We start from the raw sequence: 370 nt of genomic DNA on the forward strand, positions 1-370 counted from the left end.
CTACCACCACGCTGCACACCGCCGTGACTGTGGTCATCAACAACAACGCCATTTGATGAAAACTTGCCACCTTTATGCGTAATATCACCGGTCATTTCTCCGCCCTTGGTTACGTTCAACGTGGCACACGTTAAATTATCCGAGCAAATAACAGTTGGAGTATTGAGCTTGATTTGCTGAGCAGCATTGACAATGACCACTTGTGTTTCCGCGCTAACTTGCTCACTGGCTTCAATATGTGCGGTTGTGATACCAGTCGCTTTCAACGCGCCCGTGGCTGGCTCATATTCAATGACTGCCCCGTCTGAATAGGTGCGATGGTCTGCCGTCAATGAATCGGTAGGCTCTGAGTGTTCATTGGAGAAAATAC

Annotated in this window: 1 protein-coding gene; it reads right to left on the minus strand. The window is 48.6% G+C overall.

The window, feature by feature from the left end; all coding sequences use genetic code 11:
- The coding region (locus tag PROVRUST_RS18840) for a phage baseplate assembly protein V (protein WP_006816518.1) at positions 1–370 on the minus strand (370 nt) is incomplete at both ends.

It is taken from the genome of Providencia rustigianii DSM 4541, assembly GCF_000156395.1.
Taxonomy (GTDB): Bacteria; Pseudomonadota; Gammaproteobacteria; order Enterobacterales; family Enterobacteriaceae; genus Providencia; species Providencia rustigianii.